Consider the following 14,684-nt stretch of genomic DNA (forward strand, 5'->3'; position numbering starts at 1 on the left):
GATTATCAAACCTGCATATCGAGTGAAAGTCAGGATGCGCGGTACCAGACCCGAGAACCCTGATGTAAACCCTCGTTTGCCTCGGGCTGGCAATGACTCTGCCTGCACCAAAGTAAGCAACGGCACGCGTGACGCGGCCATCAACTTGGTAGTTCTGTTTTCCATCGCAGCTGGTTACAGTAAACGAAACTTTTTTCGTCGGGGCCCGGCGCAATTGTTTTCAGGGTTGCCGGTCGTCATCAAGGAAGCGCAAACTATGTGTTCGCTTGACGAAAGCTACATCACGTGCAGGGCGGTCAGGCGTCAGTGCTAGTGAGCATGAGGTACAAGCTCCAACCTGGACGAAGCGATGATATGGGTTCCGTGAACTCCAGCGACTGCTAGGTAAGAAGACGATGGAAGCGGTGATCCTCCGCGGAGCAACGCTGTATAAGCAAATAAAAAGTTTGATTGCGCTCTCACCATTGCTACCAAAAGGCGGCCGGTGAAGACGGTCTGTGATGACCCGAACGTGTCGCGTTCTCATCAAGCGCGATGATGATTGCTTGACAAAAAGAAGATGCCCGTCCGTACGACATCCGCTTATTCATGAGGTCCATAAACTGGTCGCTGACTGGCTACTCATGCCTCCACCATGGCTAGGATCTCCGCAGCCGAGGACGGGCCGCACCCGAGGTTCCTTGCGTTGATGGGGACCCGATTTATTAGGCCATTTTTCCTAACGTCGTATTGCGCGCGCGCCGTTCCTGCCATCCGAGCGCCAACGGTGGTCAGACCACGACGGGGCGGGGTATTGCGCGCTGATGCCCGGATAGCTTCCCAATTTTTTTGTGCCCACGGCGTCCGGCTACGCGTCAAGTTTGCAGGGATTGCTGCGATTGCGAATCCACGAGCCGGGCTGGGACAGCTGCCAGAGGCATGGTGCGCGGTGACTTGCTATAGGCCGAAGAAAACGGCTTCAAAGGTGCATTCAAGGCAGAGAGCGAAAACTATTGCTGCTACGACGCCGAGAAGACCCTGACTTTCCTCAACAAGTAAGCCTGTAACCCATATCGCCCCTAGTCCACTGCGTCATTGACTTGGCACCCTGTCTATGTTTGAATTTAGGTCATGGGCAAAATGAATCTGACTGATACCGAACGTGCGCAATTACTTTCAGCGGCACGCAGCCGAACGGTGCGCGCGGCGGACGTGCGACGTGCAAAACTGATCTTGATGCTCGAGGACGGTGAATCGCGCGACGGGATCATGAGCGCACTGGGCTGCGACTCACGTTTCATCGCACGTTGGTCGGGGCGCTTCCTCAACGAGCGACTGGCCGGCATGTACGCTCGCCACCCCGGGCGCGCTCCTGTGCAGCCGCCTGCCAAGTTGGAAGCGCGGGTACTCAGCCGCACCCTCAAGCACAAACCATCCGACGGTTCGACACACTGGAGCAGCTACAAGCTCGCAGCAGAACTGGGCGACGTGTCGGTCTCGGCCGTGCAGCGCATTTGGCGCAAACACGGCATCAAGCCGCAGCGTTTGGAACGACACATGGTCTCCAACGACCCGGACTTCGAGACCAAGGCGGCCGACGTGATTGGGCTGTATCTGAATCCGCCGGCGCACGCGGCGGTGTTCTGCGCGGATGAGAAGACTGCGATCCAGGCACTTGAGCGTAAGGACCGGATGCTGCCGCTGTCGCCGGGACGCGCCGAGAGCCATGGCTTCGAATACAAACGCAACGGGACACTCAGCCTGTTCGCGGCGTTCAATACGGCGACCGGCGAGGTGCCGGGCAAGACGGCGTCGCGCCACACCAGCGAGCAGTTTGTGGCCTTTCTGACTGACGTCGTCGCCAGCCAGCCCAAACGTCGGGAAATCCACGTCATTTGCGATAACGTAAGCAGCCACAAGACGCAGCGGGTGGTCGACTTTCTCACCGCGCATCGCAACGTACGCTTGCACTTCACGCCGACTTACTCGTCGTGGCTTAACCAGGTCGAAAACTGGTTCTCACGCATTCAGCGTGATGTGATCGCCCGCGGCGTCTTCACTTCGGTGAAGGATCTGGATCGCAAACTGATGCGTTATATCCGCGAGCACAATCAGAATCCGAAACCAATCAAATGGAAATATGACGATCCTTCCAGTCGAATTCGCCCGGTGCCAAGTCAATGACGCAGTGGACTAGTGAGAGGCCCGCATAAAAACTGGATGTCGGGAATTACGGCAAAACGATAGAGGGATTAGCGTGTTGTGTTGTGAATGATCGGTCAGCAGTCTGCACGCAATAAAGGCTTTGCTCGACTAATCATGGTGTTGGATTGCGCTAACGTCGTAAGCGCGAATCGCTTCGGAAATTTGCTTACCTCTTGAATTTTCTTTGTTAAGTCTTACCGATGTAAGTATAGTTTCTGTCCCATCATGCTCGGGGCGGTTTCATCGCTTGTGGACTTTGATCGATCATCGACTCGTAGACAGAGGGATATCGGCCTGTTAAAGTGAATTCAGAATCCTTTTGTGAAACTATCCCTTTTATACGGGAGGCCATATGCCATCTGTAAGCGCAACAAATGCGCAACTTCCCATTGCCTGTTCTGACACCGAGTGGGCCGCACGCGTTAAGTTGGCCGCGACTTATCGCGTTTTTTTTATGCTCGGTTGGCACGAACTCATTTTCAACCATATAACCTTGCGCATACCGGGAAGTCACGATCAGTTACTGATCAATCCGTTCGGTCTCGCCTATGACGAGGTCACCGCATCAAACCTTGTGAAGATCGACCTTACTGGCAAGATTCTCAGTGACAGTCGCTATCCCGTGAATCCGGCCGGTTTGACCATCCACAGCGCGGTACACGGCAATATTCCCGACGCGCATTGCGTAATGCACATCCACACCACCGCGAGTGTGGCGGTGGCGTGCATGGAGGAGGGTCTGGAAGACAACAACATCTATTCATCGCAACTGTACGACAAGGTCGCGTATCACACCTTCGAAGGCACGACGGTGCACGATGAAGAGAAGTCGCGCATGGTGGCGTCGTTGAGCAACAAGCGTCTGATGATCCTGCGCAACCATGGCCTGCTTGCGCATGGTGCTACCCTCGGCCACGCGTTCGTGCTGATCTGGACGCTCAATCGCGCCTGCGAAATTCAGCTCGCGACCCATTCCATGCGCGGTAAGACGATCCTCGTCGATCCGGAGATCAGCGAGCGTTCGACCCGCGATGCGCTGCAATACGATCCGCGTTTTGGCGGTGGCGATCAGGTGCTCGACGCCCTGATCCGTCGCCTGGACCGTACCGATACGAGCTACCAGCAGTAAGTCCGTTCAGGGCTTCGCGGCGAACATGTCGAGCAGCGTGTCGCGCAGCCAGCGAATGCCGGCGTCGCTGGCGAAGCGGACATGCGTATGTATCTTCACTTCTATAGCCGGCAGATCGAACGGTAGCGCCAGCAGCCGGAACGCCCTGGACCGGTTGAATCGTTCCGCAATACTGCGCGGGAAGATCATCGCAAGATCCGTACTCCGAACGATTTCCTGTGCGACCGTGAAATGCGGCAGGCGCAGCACGATATCGCGTTCCATGCCGAGTTCCGCGAGCCACTGCTCAATCATGCGATGGCCCGTGGCGTTCGTGCTCGCGTAGACATAGCGCAACGCGGCTAGATCCTCCTTCGATGCCTTTTTTGCCTTCAGCGGATGTCCCGCGCGAATCAGGCAGACATGTTCGTCGGAGAAGAGCGTGTCGCTGATACAGCCTTCCGCAAGCCCCGGCACATAGCCGAGCGCGAGATCGATCTCGCCAGCACGCATGGCCGCGCCCGCCGACTCCGAGGCGAGCTGCACGATCTCGAAGCGGATCTTCGGCGCGCTGCCTTCCAGCGCGGCCAGTAGCGGCGGCAGAAAGTAGAACTCCGACATATCCGACATCGACAGCTTGAAGACACGTGAGGCGCTGGCCGGATCGAAGTGACCGTGCGCCTGCATTGCGAGACTGATGATGCTGAACGCTTCGTCGAGGGGGCCGTGCAGGCGGATGGCCGCTTCGGTCGGCACCATGGTCTGCGGCGTGCGCACGAACAGCGGGTCGTCGAAGAGCGTGCGCAGGCGCCGCAGTGAATGGCTGACCGCCGGTTGCGTCAGGCCGAGCCGTTCGCCCGCTGCCGTGAGGCTGCGCAAGTCCCAGATGGCGAGAAAGACGCGCAACAGGTTGAGGTCGGTAAGGCCGCTGGCGGGGCCGCTATTCGTCGGGTTCATGGCATCCATTATTAGTGCGAATTTGACGCGGGTGCAGGGCGATTCTATCGTGAGGGCAAGTCATTCAACCTGTATGCATTACCCCGGAGCGCACGATGAATCTCGCAGACGATCCCAAGCTGGCGACCATGGTTCCTGTATCGAAGGCGATTGCCAATCCACTCGATCTCGACGATGTCATTGCGGAAATCGCCGCGCGCCGCGATGAATTCGATCAGCTTTCGCACGTGCCCCGCGACATGATCGCCACCATGAAGCGTGCGCGGATCTTCCGTGCCAGCACGCCGAAATGCTTTGGCGGAGACGCGCTGCCGCCCGCCGATTTCATGCGGATGCTCGAACGGATCGCGGTCGCCGACGGCTCGGCGGCGTGGGTCGCCGCCTTCGGCTCGGCGAACGTCTATCTGGCGGCACTTCCTCTCGACACGCAACGCGTGATCTACGCAAGCGGTCCGGATCAGGTTTTTGCCGGCGGCCTGTACCCGATTCAGCCCGCCGTTGCGGCGCCGGACGGCTGGACGGTCGGCGGACAGTGGCACTTCGCGAGCGGCTGCAAGGGCGCGGACTGGATCGGCGTGGGTATTGGCGGCGCACCGGCGGGCAGCGACAGTCCGAACGCCGGCAAGCCACTGACGGCGGTTTTCCGCGCGGAAGAAGTCGAGATCGTCGACAACTGGAACGTCGTCGGCATGCAGGGCACCGGCAGTCACGATCTGCGCCTGAAAGACAAATTCGTGGCCGATCCGTGGACCTTCGTGCGTGGCAGCGGGGCGGTCATCGACGAACCTTTGTATAAATATCCTTCCGTGTCCTATCAGGCTGAAGTCCACGCTGCCGTGAACGTCGGTCTTGCACGCGCCGCGCTCGACCTCGCCGCGGAAATGTCGGGCGGCACGAAAACCACGACGGGCGCGCCGCGCCTCGCCGATCGCGCGTATTTCCGCATCGAGCTCGGCCGCGCCGAGGCGCAATGGAGCAGCGCCCGCGCATTCTTCTACGAAGCGTCCGAGCAAGCGTGGGATTCGATCACCGCCGGAAATCCCGTCACGGCCGAGCAAGCCAGCCTGTTGCGCCTGAGCGCCACCCACGCGGCCCATGTGTGCGCGGATGTGGTCCAGCAGGCGTACCGGCTCGCCGGTGTCGCGGCAATCTACCGGAATAACCGGATGCAGCGCCTCGTTCGCGACGCCATGGTCGTCACCCAGCACGCTTTCCTGGGCGAAGCGACCTATGACGGCGCCGGTGCGATTTTCGCGGGCATCGCGCCCACGATCACGCCGTATCCGTAAGCCGGGAGACAGCATGAACGACACCGATAACCGAAAACTGTTCCGCGAGGCGATGGCGCATCTGTCGGCGGCGGTCAACATCATCACCACGGACGGTCCGCACGGGCGGTGCGGTATCACGGCAAGCGCGGTGTGTTCCGTGACCGACAGCCCGCCCACCATGCTCGTCTGCGTGAACCGGTCGAGTGCCACACACGCGGTGTTCGCGGGCAACGGCCATGTCTGTATCAATGTGCTGCCCGGCAATCACCAGGAACTCGCGCGTCATTTTGCCGGCATGACCAACCTACCGATGCACGCCCGCTTCGAGCAGCAGACCTGGACGGCCGGGCGTCTCGGCATGCCCGTTCTCGCCGACGCGCTCGCGAGCCTGGAAGGACGCATCGTGGAGCGGAAGACGGTGGGTTCGCACTCGGTGATGTTCGTGGAAGTCGCCGATATCGTGGTGCGGCGCGATGGCGACGGCCTGATCTACTTCGATCGAAATTTTCACCGGCTGGCGCGTATCGCGAGAACGCCGGTGGCCTGTTGAAAGCGTCGCGAGAAAGCGCCGCGAAAGCATCAGTAGTCACGCGCGCGGCTGATCATCGGCAAGTGCTGGTTGGCACCGCTGAAGGGCGGGAAATTCCGGAAGTCGGCGCGCATTTCGTGACGCACGGGCGAGGCCAGCGCCGCGTTCAGTGCGTCCGGTGAATCGAAGACGACCTTGTTGCGCTGCATTGCATGCGATCGCTCGATCGGCAATGCGCTGCGGGAATCCATCCGCGTGTAAATCTCGATCTCGCGGATACCGGGAAAGCGGGCCATGATGGGTGGGTGGCTGTCGATGTAATGACTCAGCCAGGCATTCAGGTCTTCCGCAGGCCCTTCGTAGCTGACCATATACGTGCAACGTGGCGTATCCGCGAGTTGCGTGCCCGCGTCCGGCACCGGATAGCGCCGCACGGCCATGACCTGCTGCGCCAGTTCGCATTCCTTCAGTCCCGGCACGGCCAGCAATGCATGCGCCTCGCCGCCGTCTCGCAGGACGTTCTCCAGTGCATCGATATTGTCGAAATACGCTTGCAGCGTGCAGCGCGGCGGCGCTTCGGCGTGCAAGTAAGGGTCGCTGGCGCCGCCTTCCGCGGGGATATGCACGACCGTGCGCCTGATGCCGGCAAAGCCTGCGGCGATTGCGTGAAGCACGGCGGGATCGGGCGTGGGCGCGGCATCTGCCGTGGCGCGGGCGTTCGCGATCAGAAAAAGGCAGGCATCCATGGATCTTGCATCCGGTTAGGCAGGCGAAAACGTTTTTGGAAACGGCGCTTGACGAACACCGTGTCAAATAATAATCTGAATTCAGAATGTTGCAAAAAGCTTTGAGCGGGTTTTTTGCGCTCGTTCATTTTTTCACTTCGCTTGCTCTGGAATCGGCCCGTGATCGACGCGTATTGTCATAGCAGCAGTGTTCTCGTCCACGCCGAAGCACGGCGCGCTTTCCTGCTGATGGCCGACGGCGAACGGCAAGGCCGATGGGCGCTGGGCAGCTGGCAGCGCAGAACGGTGGGGCCGCAGACGTTCGTCGGTGAATCGGCGTTCACGGGCGCGGAAACCTGGGTGCGAATCCAGGCCGATCCGGTGGCGATGACCATCGACTACGAGGTCGGCAGCCAGGAAGCGGCGCTGCGTTTTCGCAATGCCGCACGCGTGTTCGACGGCCCCACGCTGGGCCATCCGGAAGGCACGGCGATCGTCACGCTCTTCACGTGGCGGCTCGCCACGGAATCCGACGACGCCTGGGCGCAGATCGGTTCGACCCATGAAACCGAGATGTTCCTGATTCGCGCGCTGCTGGAATCGGGCCGCGACGGTGACGCCGGCACGGACGCCGGACCGCGATGAAAGCAGTCCAGTATTCCCGCTATGGGACGCCCGATGTTCTCGACCTCGCCACGCACGACGACCCGGTGCCCGGTCCGGGCGAAGTACGCATTCGCCTCGACGCGGCAGCGTTTTCTCCCATCGACGCAAAGCTGCGCTCCGGCGCATTGCAGGCGCATTTCTCTCTGACCTTTCCGAAGATTCCAGGGCGCGACGGCACGGGTGTGATCGATGAAATTGGCGCGGACGTGGAAGGGTTTTCCATTGGCGATCGCGTCTGCGTCGCGGCCGATCCGACTCGCAGCGGCACCTATGCGGAAGCGGTCGTTTGCGCGTCGCAGCGTGTTGTAAAAAGACCGGACAACCTCTCGATTGCACAGGCGGCGGCGTTACTGCAACCCGGTGTGAGCGCATGGATCGCGATGGTCCGGACCGGCGTACTTTCAGCAGGCATGCGGGTGCTGATCCACGGCGGTTCGGGCGCGGTCGGCAGCCAGATGATCCAGCTTGCGCGTCATCTCGGCCTGGACGTCACGACGACCTGCCGTGCGGTGAATGTGGACTATGTGCTCGGGCTCGGCGCGCATCGCGCGATTGCCTACGACAAAGACGATTTCGGCACGCTTCGCCAATTCGATGCGGTCTTCGACGTGATTGGCGGCGACACGCATGCACGCTCGTATCCGGTGCTGAAACCGGGCGGACAACTCATCTATCTGACTGCGCTGCCGTTCAGGAACGACGCCGACCATTACGGCGTCACGGTCACCCGCGCGATGATCTCGGACACGCCCGAAGCACTGGAAGCGGTCGCGCAACTCGCCGCCGACGGCGTCCTAATTCCCGGCGTGATCGATACCTTGCCGCTGGCTTTCGCTGCCGAAGCGCACCGGCGATTCGAAGCAGGCGGCGTCTCGCGTGGCCGGATCGTGCTGACAATGAGAGAAGATGAATGAAGACGGCCGGCGATGCTTGAAAACGCTTGACGCCCAATTTTGAACTCAATAATCTGAATTCAGAATTTCGTAAACGCCGTTCCAAGCGCTGAATGATTGAACACATTCCACCCGTTTTCCGAAGCAGTCCACGCAACTATACGATGCAAACAATTTCCGATGTCCTTCCCGTACCCCAGTCGATGCAAAAAGCGTTCGCCGAGAACCGAGCGCTGTCATGCGCGTGGTTCGCGATGGGCAGCACGCCGCTGGTGGAAATCGGTCTGGCCGCCGTGCCGGATCTGATCGTCATCGACCGGCAACATGGTTTGTGGGAGCGTAGTGCGCTCGAAGCGGTAATCGGTATCGCACGCCATCAGGTTCCCGTGATCGTGCGCGTGGCGGAGAATTCCGCCCGGGCGATCGCCGAAGCGCTCGATGCCGGCGCGGCGTCGGCGCTGATTCCGCTGGTCGAATCCGCCGACGAAGCCCGCCGAGCGATCTCGTTCGGGCGCTATCCGCCGTTTGGACAGCGCTCGGCTGGCGGTGTCAGACCGTTGATGGCCGGCATTGCGTCGATGCAAAACGATGGCGAGCGTATCTCGATCGGCGTGATGATCGAGACGGTTGCGGGCGTGGAACAGGTCGAAGCGATCGCGGCGGTCGAGGGGCTGGGTTATCTGTTCATCGGCACGGGCGATCTGTCGCTGTCGCGGATTGGCGGCGCGGCTGACGCGGTCGAACGGGATTGCGCGCGGATTCTCGCGGCGGCACGGGCCAACAAGCTGCCTTGCGGCATCTATACCGGTTCGACGCAGGATGCGCTGGCCGCGCGCGACATGGGCTTCGACTTCGTGATCGCCGCGAGCGACATCGAGGTCGTGCGCGCTGGCTTTGAGCTGGCGGTATCGGCGCTCAGGGCATGACCATGACGCGATCATCGGGGACTTTCGGTGAACGGCTCGTCGCCGAATTGGGCGTCGATCTCGTGACGCTCGCGGCCGACCTCGGTACCCGCCGGGTGCGCGACTGGAGCGGCACGCCCGGGGCGGAGCCCGTCGCGTTGATCCGGCCGCGCACGACTCAGGACGTATCGCGGGCACTCGCGTTCTGCCATGCGAACCGGCAGGCCATCGTCACGCAGGGCGGCCTGACCGGGCTCGCCGGTGGCGCGAATCTCCTGGGTGGCGAAGTCGCGTTGAGCCTGGAGCGCATGAGCGCGATCGAGGAGATCGATCCGGTCTCCGGCGCGATCACCGTGCAGGCGGGCGCCGTGCTGCAACGCGTGCAGGAAGCCGCCGATACCGCCGGCATGATGTTTCCGCTCGATCTGGGGGCGCGCGGCAGTTGCACGATCGGTGGCAATCTCGCGACCAACGCGGGAGGAAACCGTGTCATCAAATACGGCATGGCGCGCGATCACGTGCTCGGTCTGGAAGCCGTGCTCGCCGATGGCACCGTCGTCAGCGATCTGCACAAGATGATCAAGAACAACAGCGGCTATGACCTCAAGAATCTGCTGATCGGCAGCGAAGGGACGCTGGGTGTCATCACCCGCGCCGTCATGCGGCTTGCGCCGAGGCCGGCGGGGGTATCGACGGCATGGTGCGGGTTGCCCGATTTCGCGGCCGTCACGCGCCTGCTGCAGCATGCGCGGGCCCGCATGTCGGGCGGCGTCTCGGCGTTCGAAGTCATGTGGCCGAGTTACTACGACTACGTGCTGGCGAATGTGACGACCGTGCGCGCGCCGCTCGACACCCGGCACGCGTTCTACGTGCTGCTCGAGAGCGTCGGCCCGGATGCCGGGCTGCAGGCCGAAGCGTTCGAAACCATGCTGGGCGAGATGCTCGATGCCGGCGTGATCGAGAACGCCGCGCTCGCCAGTTCCGCCGCCGACGCCGCCCGTTTCTGGGCCGTGCGCGACGCGCCCGCCGAATTTCCCCTTTTGCTGCCCGGACTGATCGGTTTCGACATCAGCTTCTCGATTGCGGATATCGGCGCGGTGGCGCAGCAGTGCGAAGCCATGCTGCACGCGCGCTGGCCCGGCATTCGCACGCTGGTCTACGGCCATCTCGGCGACGGCAACCTGCACGTCATCGCGCATCTGAAAGACGCACCGCCCGATCTGGAAGAGCATGTCGATGCCGCCGTCTACGCACTGACGCGCGAGTGGCATGGCGCGGTATCGGCGGAACATGGCATTGGCGCGAAGAAGCGCGCGTATCTGGGCCACACTCGCGACGCCGGTGCAATCGCCGCGATGCACGCGATCAAGCGCGCGCTCGATCCCCTCAACCTGCTCAATCCCGGCAAGGTGCTCACCGAAGCCGCGCCGGGGATGTCGAGCCTCACTGGAGCGCTGTGATGCTGCGGCTGATCTCTACCGTGCTGTCGCGCCGGCTCACCGCGGCGATTCCCACGCTGCTGATGCTCTCGCTGATCGTATTCGTCGTGTTGCGGCTCATTCCCGCCGATCCCCTCGCGATGATGCTGCCCCCGAACGCCACGCCCGCCGACGCCGCCGCGTTGCGTCATCAACTCGGGCTCGATAAACCGATTCCCGCCCAGTTCCTGATCTGGCTGATGAATGCGCTGCACGGCAACCTGGGGGCATCGATCTCATTCCAGCAACCGGTCGCCACGCTGATTGGTTCGACCCTGCCGGCCACGCTCGAACTCTGTGTAAGCGCGCTCGTGATCTCGCTGATCATCAGCGTGCCCGGCGGCGTGTTCGCCTACGCGGTCACCGATCGTCGCGGAGAGTTGCCGGTCGGCTTCGCGGTCGTGCTGATGCAGTCGGTGCCGTCGTTCTTGTGGGCATTGCTGCTGATCGCGCTGCTCGGCGTGTACTTGCCGGTGCTGCCGTTTTCCGGCCGGGTCGGCGACGGCATCCCGATGCCGCATGTCACCGGTTTCCTGCTGATCGACTTCCTGCTGAAGGGCGAATTCGGCGACTGGGTGAGCGCGGTGAGCCACCTCGTCCTGCCTTCGCTGGCGCTCGCGTTTGGTTTCGCGCCACTCGTGATCCGCGTTCTGCGTTCGAGCCTGCTCGATCAGCGCAACGAATCGTATGTCGGTGTCGCGCGGTTGCGGGGAGTATCCGAGAGCCGGATCCTGTGGCGTCACATGTTGAAGAATGCGGCGCTGCCCGCGCTGACCATGATCGGCGTGCAGTTCGGCTTCCTATTCGGCGGTGCGCTGCTCGTCGAAATGATCTTCTCGTTTCCGGGTGTCGGCAACCTGATGGTGCAGGCCGTGCGCAACAACGACCTCGTGCTGATCCAGGGTATTGCGATCGTGTTCTGCGCGCTGATGCTGGTGATCAACGCGATTGTCGATACGCTCTACGTCATCATGAATCCGCGTCTGCGCAAGTCGGCGTGACCGTCCGCTCATCGCTCCTTCCATGCATTTGCTATGTCCACGACCCCATTGAGTTCGAAGCACGATATGAAGGCTGACATGCTGCACGAAACCCCTTCCGTCGATCCCGCGCCGGAAGCCGCCGCGCCGATCGCCGGCGCCGTTTCCGCGACGAGACGTGCGCGCCGCAAGCCGTCCGTCAACCTGTGGCTCGGCGGTGCGATCGTGCTGGGCGTGCTCGTCTGCGCCGTGTTCGCGCCGTGGCTCGCGCCCCACAATCCGCTCGACCAGGACTTGCTGCACATGCTGTCGCCGCCTGCGTGGATGGACGGCGGCGACAGCGCGTTTCCACTCGGCACCGACAGCCTCGGGCGCGATGTGTTGTCGCGTCTGCTCTATGGCAGCCGGATTGCATTGACCGTTGCCGTGATCGCCGCCTTCGGCGCGGGCATCGTGGGTAGCGTGCTGGCGATTCTCGCGGGTTATTTCGGCGGCTGGGTCGACCGCAGCATCAGTTATCTCGTCGATCTGTGGATGTCGTTTCCGCCCGTCGTGCTGTCGCTGGTGCTGATGGTGAGTCTCGGCGTGGGGATAGAGAACGTGATCCTGTCGATCGTGCTGGTGGACTGGACGCGCTTTTGCCGCGTCGTGCGCTCCGAGGTCATGGTCGTTCGTCAGCGCGACTATGTGCTCGCGGCACAACTGCTCAACTTCACGCACCTGCGCATCATGGTGCGCGAGATCCTGCCGGCCGCCCTGCCGCTGATGATCACGCTCTTCTCACTCGAGATGGGCGTGGCGATTACCGTGGAGGCGCTGCTGAGTTTCATCGGCCTGAGCGTGCCGGCGAACGTGACGGCGTGGGGGGTAATGATCGCGGACGCGCGTGTGTCCATGCATGATTCGTTATCCGGACTATTATTTCCGGTGCTGGCAATCGTGATCACGGTGCTCGGTTGCAATCTGCTGGGCGACGGCCTGCGGGTCGCGCTCGATCCGCGCATGCGCGGCAAAGGAGAATGACGATGGCGAGCACCCAGACGGATACCGTGCTGCAACTCGACGGCGTCACGCTCACCGCGCAACTCGGCGGTGCACCGGTCGCGGCGCTGCGCGATCTGACGTTATCAATAGGGAAAGGGCGCGTGCTGGGCGTCGTTGGCGAATCGGGCGCGGGCAAGAGCATGCTGGCGCGGCTGATCTCGGGGCTGCTGCCCGGCGGTTTCACGGTCACGAGCGGCGCCATGCGGTTCGCGGGCGAAGACATGCTTGCCATGCCGGCCCGCGAACGCCGCGCGCTGCTCGGTCGCGAGATCGCGTTCATTCCGCAGGAACCGCTGACGGCGTTGAACCCGCTCTGGACCATTGGGGATACCTTCGATGAACATCTCGCCCGTATCGGAGTGCCGTCGAACCAGCGCCGCGACACCGCGCGCCGGGCGCTGGAGTCGGTGCAACTTCCGGTGCCCGCGCAGATGCTCGGACGCTATCCGCATCAGTTGTCCGGCGGCCAGTGCCAGCGGGTGCTGATCGCCATGGCGTTTGCGAGCAACCCGGCGCTGCTCATTGCCGATGAACCCACCACCGCGCTCGATGTCGTCACGCAGACCCGCGTCATGCGCATGCTCGCCGAACAACAACGCGTGCATGCGACCGCCGTGCTGCTCATCACGCACGATCTGCGACTCGCCGCGCACGTGTGCGACGACGTCGCCGTCATGTACGCGGGCGATCTGGTCGAGTACGGTCCGGCCCGCGATGTCCTCGATGACCCGCGTCACCCGTACACGCGTGCGCTGAAATATGCGACGCCCGATCTGACCGGGCCGCGCCGTCGCCTGCCTGTTCTGGCCCAGCAGATGCCGGGGTTGTCCGCGTTGGCGGGCATGGCCGGTTGCCGATTTGCGCCGCGTTGCCCGAGCGCGGGCTCCGCGTGCGCGGCCGCGCTGCAAAATCGCGTGGCGCCGAACGGGCATCGCGTGGCGTGCAGCGAAGCCTGCGAACACGCGCCACTCGGCAACGAGCAGGTCGCGCCGCTGTTGCCACCCACGCCGGTGTCGGGCGCGCAACCGGTCGCGGAATTGCGTGAGGCGTCGCTGACGTACACGAGCCGCAGCGGCGTGTTCGGCCAGCGCAAGACCTCGTTCGACGCCGTGAAACCGCTGTCGCTGCAAATCTTTCCTGGCGAGTTCGTGGGTATCGTGGGGGAGAGCGGCAGCGGCAAGACCTCGGTGGCGCGGTTGCTGATGGGTATTGAACAGCCGACCGATGGCCGCGTGATGATCGGCGGCGAGGATCTCACGCACGGCAGCGCCGAGCGCGTGCGGCGCGCGCGTGAACAGGTGCAGATCATTTTTCAGGACCCGCAATCGGCGCTGAATCCGCGCCGTACGGTGGAACGGTTGTTGACGCAGGCGCTCGAAGCGGCCGGCGTTGCGTCGCTCGATGCAAAGGAACGGTTGGCACGGGCACAATCGGTGCAACGCGATGTCGGCCTTCCCGCCGATACCCTCACGCGTTTTCCCACGCAGTTGTCGGGCGGCCAGAAACAGCGCGTGAACATCGGGCGCGCGTTGTGTGCGTCGCCGCAATTGATTGTCGCCGATGAAATCGTGTCCGGACTCGATGTCTCGGTGCAGGCGCAGATCCTGAACCTGCTACTCGAATTGCGGCGCGAACGGCAGGTCGCGCTATTGCTGATCTCGCACGATTTATCGGTGGTCCGATACTTGTGCAGCCGCGTGCTCGTGATGCGGCGCGGCGAAGTGGTGGAGCAGGGCTTGACCGAAGAGGTCTTTGCCGCGCCGCGCCATCCGTACACGCGCGCGCTGATTGACGCGGTGCCGAGCGATCATGCCGGCACGCCGTGGCCGCCCGTCGCACTCGAGGAGGCCGCCTGAGGGGGCCGCATGCGCGGACGGCTCGAGCGGCTGGCCGAAAGCCAGCCAATACAATAATCAGGTATCTGTCATGAGCGCCCAGGCGGCG

The 14,684-nt window shown here is 62.6% G+C and carries 14 protein-coding genes and 1 pseudogene; 12 read left to right on the top strand and 3 right to left on the bottom strand.

What is annotated here, in order from left to right; genetic code table 11:
• Window positions 1–362 precede the first annotated feature (362 nt).
• The 3 genes and pseudogenes from AXG89_RS45115 to AXG89_RS32430 form a co-directional block, all read left to right on the top strand.
• Window positions 363–526: pseudogene (locus AXG89_RS45115) on the top strand (IS3 family transposase); the annotation flags it as partial.
• A 584-nt stretch (window positions 527–1,110) separates the two neighbouring features.
• Entirely contained in the window at window positions 1,111–2,163 is a 1,053-nt protein-coding gene (locus AXG89_RS32425; protein WP_062174717.1) for an IS630 family transposase, read from the top strand.
• A 373-nt stretch (window positions 2,164–2,536) separates the two neighbouring features.
• Window positions 2,537–3,313, top strand: a complete 777-nt coding sequence (locus AXG89_RS32430; protein ID WP_062174719.1) for a class II aldolase/adducin family protein — start codon at window positions 2,537–2,539, stop codon at window positions 3,311–3,313.
• 6 nt (window positions 3,314–3,319) lie between these two features.
• Here the strand turns inward: AXG89_RS32430 and AXG89_RS32435 are convergent, their stop codons facing one another.
• Window positions 3,320–4,258, bottom strand: a complete 939-nt coding sequence (locus tag AXG89_RS32435) for a LysR family transcriptional regulator (protein ID WP_442861776.1) — start codon at window positions 4,256–4,258, stop codon at window positions 3,320–3,322.
• Between the two features lie 86 nt (window positions 4,259–4,344).
• On the opposite strand from AXG89_RS32435, the gene AXG89_RS32440 reads away from it, so the two are divergent.
• Complete coding sequence (locus AXG89_RS32440; RefSeq protein ID WP_082771700.1) at window positions 4,345–5,538, top strand: acyl-CoA dehydrogenase family protein; 1,194 nt, start codon at window positions 4,345–4,347, stop codon at window positions 5,536–5,538.
• A gap of 13 nt (window positions 5,539–5,551) precedes the next feature.
• Complete coding sequence (hpaC, locus tag AXG89_RS32445) at window positions 5,552–6,070, top strand: 4-hydroxyphenylacetate 3-monooxygenase, reductase component (protein ID WP_062174721.1); 519 nt, start codon at window positions 5,552–5,554, stop codon at window positions 6,068–6,070.
• A 29-nt stretch (window positions 6,071–6,099) separates the two neighbouring features.
• Here hpaC and AXG89_RS32450 read toward each other — a convergent pair whose 3' ends face one another.
• Both AXG89_RS32450 and AXG89_RS42560 read right to left on the bottom strand, forming a co-directional pair.
• Entirely contained in the window at window positions 6,100–6,795 is a 696-nt protein-coding gene (locus AXG89_RS32450; protein ID WP_062174723.1) for an EthD family reductase, read from the bottom strand.
• Window positions 6,774–6,923: a hypothetical protein gene (locus AXG89_RS42560; protein WP_162916191.1), complete on the bottom strand. Its 150-nt coding sequence runs from the start codon at window positions 6,921–6,923 to the stop codon at window positions 6,774–6,776. The genes AXG89_RS32450 and AXG89_RS42560 overlap by 22 nt, the downstream gene beginning before the upstream one ends.
• Window positions 6,924–6,954: 31 nt before the next feature.
• Here AXG89_RS42560 and AXG89_RS32455 point away from each other — a divergent pair, with 31 nt between their 5' ends.
• The 7 genes from AXG89_RS32455 to AXG89_RS32485 all read left to right on the top strand — a co-directional run bounded on the left by AXG89_RS32455 (window position 6,955) and on the right by AXG89_RS32485 (window position 14,596).
• On the top strand, window positions 6,955–7,419 hold the full coding sequence (locus tag AXG89_RS32455; protein WP_069638497.1) for a hypothetical protein: 465 nt from the start codon (window positions 6,955–6,957) through the stop codon (window positions 7,417–7,419).
• Window positions 7,416–8,354 carry an NADP-dependent oxidoreductase gene (locus AXG89_RS32460; RefSeq protein ID WP_062174726.1) on the top strand — a complete coding sequence of 313 codons (939 nt, stop codon included), beginning with the start codon at window positions 7,416–7,418 and terminating at the stop codon, window positions 8,352–8,354. Before AXG89_RS32455 ends, AXG89_RS32460 begins: the two co-directional genes overlap by 4 nt.
• 143 nt (window positions 8,355–8,497) lie before the next feature.
• Window positions 8,498–9,259: an HpcH/HpaI aldolase family protein gene (locus AXG89_RS32465; RefSeq protein ID WP_062174728.1), complete on the top strand. Its 762-nt coding sequence runs from the start codon at window positions 8,498–8,500 to the stop codon at window positions 9,257–9,259.
• The gene (locus AXG89_RS32470) at window positions 9,256–10,698 is read left to right on the top strand and encodes an FAD-binding oxidoreductase (RefSeq protein WP_062174729.1); all 1,443 of its coding nucleotides are present in this window, start codon (window positions 9,256–9,258) and stop codon (window positions 10,696–10,698) included. Before AXG89_RS32465 ends, AXG89_RS32470 begins: the two co-directional genes overlap by 4 nt.
• On the top strand, window positions 10,698–11,717 hold the full coding sequence (locus tag AXG89_RS32475; protein ID WP_062174731.1) for an ABC transporter permease: 1,020 nt from the start codon (window positions 10,698–10,700) through the stop codon (window positions 11,715–11,717). Before AXG89_RS32470 ends, AXG89_RS32475 begins: the two co-directional genes overlap by 1 nt.
• Window positions 11,718–11,750: 33 nt before the next feature.
• Window positions 11,751–12,719 (top strand): ABC transporter permease, encoded by a 969-nt coding sequence (locus tag AXG89_RS32480; RefSeq protein WP_236873572.1) that lies wholly within the window; start codon window positions 11,751–11,753, stop codon window positions 12,717–12,719.
• Between the two features lie 2 nt (window positions 12,720–12,721).
• A complete protein-coding gene (locus AXG89_RS32485) occupies window positions 12,722–14,596 on the top strand; it encodes a dipeptide ABC transporter ATP-binding protein (RefSeq protein ID WP_062174733.1) in 1,875 nt (624 codons plus the stop codon).
• The last annotated feature ends 88 nt before the right edge of the window (window positions 14,597–14,684 follow it).

It is taken from the genome of Burkholderia sp. PAMC 26561 (genome assembly GCF_001557535.2).
Taxonomy (GTDB): Bacteria; Pseudomonadota; Gammaproteobacteria; order Burkholderiales; family Burkholderiaceae; genus Caballeronia.